Source organism: Phytoactinopolyspora endophytica (assembly GCF_004138495.1).
In the GTDB taxonomy this organism is placed as follows: Bacteria; Actinomycetota; Actinomycetes; order Jiangellales; family Jiangellaceae; genus Phytoactinopolyspora; species Phytoactinopolyspora endophytica.
The window spans coordinates 74704-81638 of the sequence record NZ_ML142862.1; the positions used below are offsets into that span (position 1 = coordinate 74704).

At 65.4% G+C, this 6935-nt stretch carries 5 protein-coding genes and 1 pseudogene; 5 read left to right on the forward strand and 1 reads right to left on the reverse strand.

Annotated elements, in window-relative coordinates:
• Positions 1–459 (forward strand): annotated as a pseudogene (locus ELR45_RS38880) (nucleotidyltransferase domain-containing protein); the annotation flags it as partial.
• Between the two features lie 340 nt (positions 460–799).
• A complete protein-coding gene (locus ELR45_RS23605) occupies positions 800–3148 on the forward strand; it encodes a glycoside hydrolase family 43 protein (RefSeq protein ID WP_165368045.1) in 2349 nt (782 codons plus the stop codon).
• Positions 3149–3165: 17 nt separating this feature from the next.
• Here ELR45_RS23605 and ELR45_RS23610 read toward each other — a convergent pair whose 3' ends face one another.
• Positions 3166–3699 (reverse strand): hypothetical protein, encoded by a 534-nt coding sequence (locus tag ELR45_RS23610; protein WP_129668533.1) that lies wholly within the window; start codon positions 3697–3699, stop codon positions 3166–3168.
• Positions 3700–3837: 138 nt separating this feature from the next.
• Between ELR45_RS23610 and ELR45_RS23615 the strand changes: the two genes are divergently transcribed.
• The 3 genes from ELR45_RS23615 to ELR45_RS23625 all read left to right on the forward strand — a co-directional run bounded on the left by ELR45_RS23615 (position 3838) and on the right by ELR45_RS23625 (position 6636).
• Entirely contained in the window at positions 3838–4515 is a 678-nt protein-coding gene (locus tag ELR45_RS23615) for a hypothetical protein (RefSeq protein ID WP_129668534.1), read from the forward strand.
• Between the two features lie 41 nt (positions 4516–4556).
• Positions 4557–4772 carry a cold-shock protein gene (locus ELR45_RS23620; protein ID WP_129668535.1) on the forward strand — a complete coding sequence of 72 codons (216 nt, stop codon included), beginning with the start codon at positions 4557–4559 and terminating at the stop codon, positions 4770–4772.
• 328 nt (positions 4773–5100) lie between these two features.
• Positions 5101–6636: an alkaline phosphatase D family protein gene (locus ELR45_RS23625; RefSeq protein WP_129668536.1), complete on the forward strand. Its 1536-nt coding sequence runs from the start codon at positions 5101–5103 to the stop codon at positions 6634–6636.
• Positions 6637–6935 lie beyond the last annotated feature (299 nt).

Here is a 6935-nt window from a genome sequence, read left to right on the forward strand (position 1 = left end):
TCGATGAAGGGCGAGTTCAACATCGAGCCGCTGATGTTCCACCTGGTCGGCATTCCCAGCTACCTCGTGGTCGGTGAGTTGGCCATCAACAAGGTGCTCCGCGGTGCGCTGCCGACTGTCGAGTACCCCGAACCGCTGAGACAGTCGGCACGGAAAAGGTGGACGGACCAAGCCGAGCTGACGTTGACCTACGCCGAGCACAATCACGCTCCGGCCGGTCACGTCGCGCAGTGTGCCGCGATGCTCGTCGTCGCCGCGTTGCAATACGCCCACGCGATCCTGGCCTCCCGAGGCGAGTGGACGACGAACGAGAAGACTTTGCTCGACCGCGCAGGCATGCGCGAGGTCGATCACATGGTCGCCGCGATCACGTCTGCTGCCCCTGGGTCACTGACCGAAGCCATCACGGATGTGCGCCGGATCGGGCGGGAACGACTCGGAAACACTGAATCTGCGTGAAGTTGGGTCCCGGGCACCGGCAACCGATCGATCATCCCGAGGAACCCGTCGGGGATGTTTGCGAAAACACGACATGTCGCACGAAGGTACCCACCTTCTGTCGTCACTGAGCTGCTGCGATTCGGTCGAGGACCGAGGACTTCCACCGGTCACGACATCATGAGATGACGTCTTCTCGGCATCCGCGTGCGTCGAGCCACGTCACCGGCCCTGTTTCTTGTCGTCACCCCTGAGTGCTCTTGACAGCAGGTTGAGTTAGCGCAAACATATCCACCACGTACCAACGTTGTAAAGAACACGGCAACTGCCACGGCCGCCCGACCTCCGGAGGATGTGCTCGATGTTCAGACCCGTGTCCAGGCTTTTGATCAGCGCACTTCTCACCGCTTCGCTCTTGGCGCCAGCTGTCGCGCACGGCTCGGAGCAACCCGGCGCCGACGAACCCCCAGCCGAGCCGTCGTTCACGAACCCGGTCGGCGGCGATGAAGTACCCAACTTCGCCGACCCGACAGTGATCCGCGGACGCGACGGCTATTGGTATGCGTACGCCACGGGTGATCCACTGTTCCCGGGCGATGACTACCGCAAGATGAAGATCGCACGGTCGGACGATCTCGTCGACTGGGAGTACGTGGATGATGTCTTCACGCCGGAGACAGAGCCGCGCTACGACGGTTTCGGCGATGACGCGCGCCGCATGTACTGGGCGCCGGCCGTCGAATACGTCGACGGCCGCTACCTCCTGTACTACTCGTACGTTGTCAACCCTCCTGGCGAAGGCCAGAACTGGACAGCCATAGGGGTGGCCACCGCCTCGAATCCGGCCGGGCCTTGGACCGACTCCGGAGCCTTCGTGACCGGCCCGGAGCGCTGGGAGCCACGTCCGGGCGAGCAGGCCTGGCGCAATGTCATCGATCCGGAGGTGGTGTCCACACCGGACGGCACTCGCTACCTCTACTACGGCTCGGTCCTTGGCGGTGTCACCGTCGTGGAACTGTCCGAGGACGGTTTGACCGCCGTCGGAGAGCGGACCCCGGTCACACTCGAGAACCGGTATGAAGGAGCCCACATCGTCTACCGAGATGGGTACTACTACAACTTCCTATCCATCATCGGCGGCTGCTGTGCGGGGCCGGTCTCGGCCTACCCTGTCCACGTTGCCCGCTCGAAGAGCCCTCTCGGCCCCTTCCTCGACCGGGACGGCAACTCCATCCTGGGCCGGCACGCCGGTGGCACACCCGTGCAGGCCCCGAACGGAAACCGATGGGTCAGCGTCGGTCACAACACCGTGGCCACGGACGTGACCGGTCAGCAGTGGCTCGTCACTCACGGCATCGACCGGAACAATCCCTACCTGCAGGGAACCCTGAGCGCGCGAGGGCTCGTCATCAGCCGGCTGGACTGGATCGACGGCTGGCCAACGGCCAACGCCGGACGCGGTCTCCTCGACACCCCGCAGGCCGACCCGACCACGGATGCTCGGATATCAGACAGTTTCGAGGCCGGTTCACTGTCCCCACGCGTCTGGCGACGGACCCCGGACTGGGAGATCGACCTCGAACCGGCTGGCGGCTATCTCCAGAGCCCTCGGGCGGACCGGACACATGTGTTGTATGCGAGGAAGGCCCTGACGGGGAATTCCCGTATCAGGGGAGCAGTCCGGCTCGACTCTGACGGCGGCGGATCGGCCGGATTCGTCGCTTTCGAACAGGGCCCCGCCAGCCATGTCCGTGCGTTCATCGACAAGGACGCCGACGCGCTCGTCGTCGAGGCACAACGTTCGGGCGACGTCGTCGACCGGGATGCCCAGCCCTTGCCCCCAGGCTTCCAGTACGACGATTGGCACGAACTCGATATCCACATCCGTGATGGTGCTCTCGAGGCGACAGTCACAGACGCCGGGCTCGACGACCCGCTCGCCATGGCAGAGATCAGCGTCCCACAAGGCCTCAGAAACGGCCGCTTCGGACTGATCTCGGAGCACGCATCCGCCTCGTTCGACGACGTCACGGCTGCCGATCTATACACACCGGCGACGACGAAAGAGCCGGACCCGGAGCTCGGTCCGCTCGACCCCGAGATCAGTGACGAGTTCGAGAGCGAACTGGACACCGGCTGGACCGGCATCCGCGAGCCCGACGCCGCGGTTGACGACGGCGAGTTGACACTTCCGGTTCAACAGGCGGAGCTCATCGATCAGCGTCCCGTCGCCGATGACACCGCTTCGCTATTGCTTCGTGACGCCCCTCAAGGCGACTGGACGGCCGAGACCCGAGTCACCGTCCCGTTCGGAGACACGTATCCACTCGCGTGGCCGCAAGCCGGACTCGTCGCCCATGCGAATGACGATGAGTTCGTCACGCTCAGCTACGCCGCCGCCCGCCGTACCCGGCACGTCACGTTCGGCAAGGAGATGCCCTGGGACGAGCGTGTGGTGTACGGGGACGCACGCCTGGGACCCACGACATCCGACACAGTATGGCTGCGCCTGAAGCACAATCTCGACGCCGACACAGGTGAACACCATTACCGTGCCGCTACCAGCGTCGACGGTGACAACTGGGTATGGCACGGCGTACGCACCCTTCCCGCGGACTCGTCACCACGGATCGGGCTGGCGGCGTTCGGCATCGAAGGAGACGACAGCCTCACCGCCGAGTTCGATTACATGCGCTTCTACCAGCGATAGAGCGCACCGTCGAGATGTCAGCGTGGAGCAAGAGGAGAAGGCACCCGTGTGGTGATCGCGCGGACGCGGCCGGTGCGCTCGTTGCGGTACGCGCCGGGGACCTTTCCCTCGGTGTCATACAGCTCGACGGTGACCGTATCGCCCGGAACGCCCACGGTGTCTTGGCGGTCGCTCGTCGTGAACCGCCACGTCGACGATCCGTGGACGTCGACCGACACCCGGCTGTTCACCCGCGTGTGGGCGATGTCGCTGATGGTTCCACGCATCAGCACGGGTGGAACCTCGACTCGGGCTGCTCGCTTCCAGAACGCATGCTGGCGATGAAGGACGACCATGACGCCGATGACGGTGGCGCCCAGTGACACCGCCGACAGCACTGCGACAACCGGGTTCAGGTCATCTCGCGGCCCGCTGCCGCCGTCGACGTCGCCGATGACGGCGCCCATTATCACCATGCCGACCAGGGCGACGAGAAGCCACATAACGGTCGCGGCCCAGCGATACTTCCGGCTGAGCCGACGACGTTCTTCGGACGGGTACAAGGCCCCCATCGACGTCCCTCCATCGTGCACAGTGCCAGTCACACAACGTTTCCGGAATCCAGCTCCGACGATGCCACAGACCTGACGGGCCGCACCCCGCGGCCGCGCTGGACAGCACCAGCCAGACGCAACCGGTATCATACGGCGATGGCCGAGCGCTGGAATGAACTTCGCGCCCACCCGGAGCGCGGAACCGTGACGAAGGAAGCGCTGACCGCCCTGGGCGTGTTCTTCGGTATCGGCATCGCCGTCATCGTCCCGTTCCTCTTCTTGTATGGCGACCAGATGCCACGGGCAGAGGACGGACGTTCGCTCGGCGCCAGACGCGCGATGGGCGAGGACCCCGTCGTCTTTGTCGTGATCGTGGCAGGCGCGATCCTCGCCGGTGTGGGATCGGAGATCGCCTTCAGGCGGATCCGGCCGCGTCTCGTGCGCAAGGAGACCGCTCGCGACGTCACCGACGCAGCGCGCGTGGCGGCGCGTGAGCTGGCAGCACACCACGTGTCCGATTGGCAGGCGCCGGCCGCGCCGGCCGCCACGTCCTACCTTCTGGGTTTGCGAAAACGGCACTGGCCATACGAGGCGGACCGGATCTGGGTCTACCGGCACGGCACGGAGATCGAGGTGATCGCCGAGCGCAGCTTCCAGAAGGCGGCACTCATCTGGAGCTGGGGTTCCAGTCATCGCGTCGCCCGCGTGGACGTTCAGGCGAGGGCCCGTGCAAGCGTCGACGGCACCGTGACAAGCCAGCTCGCCGTCGTGTTCGAACCCAGTCCACCGCATAGCGGCGCTGAACCCCGGCATGACACAGGCGGAGCCGGGTAAAACAGGCATGAGAAGGCGTCCACCACGGGGAGGTGAGCAGAATGCCGACCGGTACAGTCAAGTGGTTCGATGCCGCGAAGGGTTTCGGCTTCATCGAGAATGACGATGGCAGCGGCGACGTGTTCGTCCACTACAGCGCCATCGCCGACACTAGCGGCTTTCGTGAACTGAACGACGGGCAACGAGTCGAGTTCGAGGTCAGCCGCGGCACGAAGGGCAACCAGGCAGACAACGTCCGCACCATCGCCGGATCTTGAGTGATCAAGGTGTCATGGGGCGACAGCCCGATGGCCACAACGCGCGAGCACCATTCCCGACGGCTGTGCTCACGCACAAATAGAAGCACACAACCGCGCCCGGTGACACGCACGTAGCTTTGCCCCAGGAGTAGCGGGCAGCTACGCCGCCTCCCGCGCCGACGCGGTAAGACAATCTTGCGCCGGATCCGTCGCCGGCTCTGCCCAGTGAAGGGCAATCCTCCCCTACCTCTTAGTTGACGGCCCACTGCTCGCCACCTCGGCGTCATCGGCCCGCCATGTCGCCTCCCTAGCGTTGACTGAACGTGTCATCGCGGGAGGAGCGCTCATGGATCTGCGCCTCGGACGTCGACGTTTCCTCCAGTTGAGTGGGGCCACCGCCGCCGCAGCGCTGGCGCCCGTAACCACGGCCGCGGCCGCGCCGTCTCGCTCACGAAAGCTGCCGGATGGCGTCTTCTCACTCGGCGTAGCCTCAGGTGATCCGCTACCCGACCGGGTGGTGATCTGGACACGACTCGCCCCTGAACTGCTCGCGCTCGACGGTTCGGGCGGCATGCCCACGTGGGACGTACCCGTGCAGTGGCAGGTCGCCCACGACGAGCAGTTCTCCGACGTCGTTCGCGCGGGAGTGGTGCGCGCAACGCGGCAGGATGCGCATTCCGTCCACGTCGACGTTGAGGGTCTAGAACCCGCGCGGTGGTACTTCTACCGTTTCCGAGTGCAACGGGAGATCAGCCCGGTCGGCATGACGCGCACCGCTCCGGCACCGGGGCAGGTGCCGAACTCGTGGCGGTTCGCGATCGCCAGCTGCCAGAACTACTCGGCCGGCTACTACACGGCGTACCAGGACATGCTCGACGAGAATCCAGACATCGTCTTCCACCTCGGTGACTACATCTACGAGGGCGGCGCGCAAGGCAGCCTGGGCCGGGGACACGTCCCATCGCACGAGGTCAGAGATCTCGCCGGGTACCGGGTCCGGCTCGCCCAGTATCGAAGTGATCCGGACCTGATGGCCATGCACGCCGGCGCGCCGTTCACGGTGACCTTCGACGACCACGAGGTGGAGAACAACTGGACCGCCGAAGACGCCGATCCGGACGTTCCGGCCGAGGAGTTCGCACGGCGTAAAGCGGAGGCGTTCAAGGCCTACTGGGAGCACATGCCGCTGCGGGAAGCACAACGTCCCTCCGGCTCGCGCATCCAGCTGTACCGGCGGCTTCATTGGGGCGATCTCGCGACGATCAACGTGCTGGACACCCGCCAATACCGCAGTGACCAGGTCAGCGACCCGGAGGCCCACTCCCCCGAAGCATGGGATCCGGACCGGAAGATGCTGGGCGACACACAGATGCAGTGGCTGCTCGACGATCTCGCCGCGTCGAGCGCACGGTGGAACGTCCTGGCTCAGCAGGTTCCGTTCTTCGAGGACCCCGACGTCGGCCTGGAGAGCGACAAGTGGGACGGCTACCGGGTGCCACGCCAGCGCGTTCTCGACGAGCTGGCCTCCGGCCGGGCACGCAACCCGCTCGTTCTCTCCGGAGACATCCACGCCAACCGCGCCGCGGACATCAAGGCCGACTTCCAGAACCCCGAGTCCGTCACCGTGGGTGCGGAGTTCACCGGCACCTCGATCAGCAGCGGGGGAGACAGCGAGCAGACCGCTGACTTTGACCCGGACCCGGACAACCCACACATCCGGCTCAAGGGCAACGGCAGGGGCTACGTCTCGTTCCGCGTCACCGCGCAGGAGTGCCGGGGTGACTTCCGCCTCGTGGACACCGTGGAACGGCCCACGTCCAGCGCGCGCACGGCCGCTTCTTTCGTGATCGAAGACGGCGTACCCGGGCTCACCCGCGCGTAGAGCCGGGAGTCAGTGGCATCACGCCCGAGTCATCGGGCGGCGGAGCTTCACATGTTGATCCTCTGATACCGACAGATCGATGACCTGCAGCTCGAAGCTGGTCTGTCATTTCGAAGATGTGACTTCACCATGGCGCCAGGCGCGGGTTGCCACGGTCCTCGGTGGCGACCATGACGTCGATCAGTTTCTCCTGCAGCTCGAAGCGGGTGTCGCGGTGTGCCTCGTCGTGCCAGAGGTTGATCAGCTCGTCCGGGTCGGCCTCCAGGTCGTACAACTCGCCAGTGCGCTCCCGCGCGCTG

Excerpts from the sequence above, each read along its gene's own strand:
- ELR45_RS23605 (WP_165368045.1), top strand. The coding sequence starts at position 800 with ATGTTCAGACCCGTGTCCAGGCTTTTGATCAGCGCACTTCTCACCGCT.
- ELR45_RS23610 (WP_129668533.1), bottom strand. The coding sequence starts at position 3,699 with ATGGGGGCCTTGTACCCGTCCGAAGAACGTCGTCGGCTCAGCCGGAAG.
- ELR45_RS23615 (WP_129668534.1), top strand. The coding sequence starts at position 3,838 with ATGGCCGAGCGCTGGAATGAACTTCGCGCCCACCCGGAGCGCGGAACC.
- ELR45_RS23620 (WP_129668535.1), top strand. The coding sequence starts at position 4,557 with ATGCCGACCGGTACAGTCAAGTGGTTCGATGCCGCGAAGGGTTTCGGC.
- ELR45_RS23625 (WP_129668536.1), top strand. The coding sequence starts at position 5,101 with ATGGATCTGCGCCTCGGACGTCGACGTTTCCTCCAGTTGAGTGGGGCC.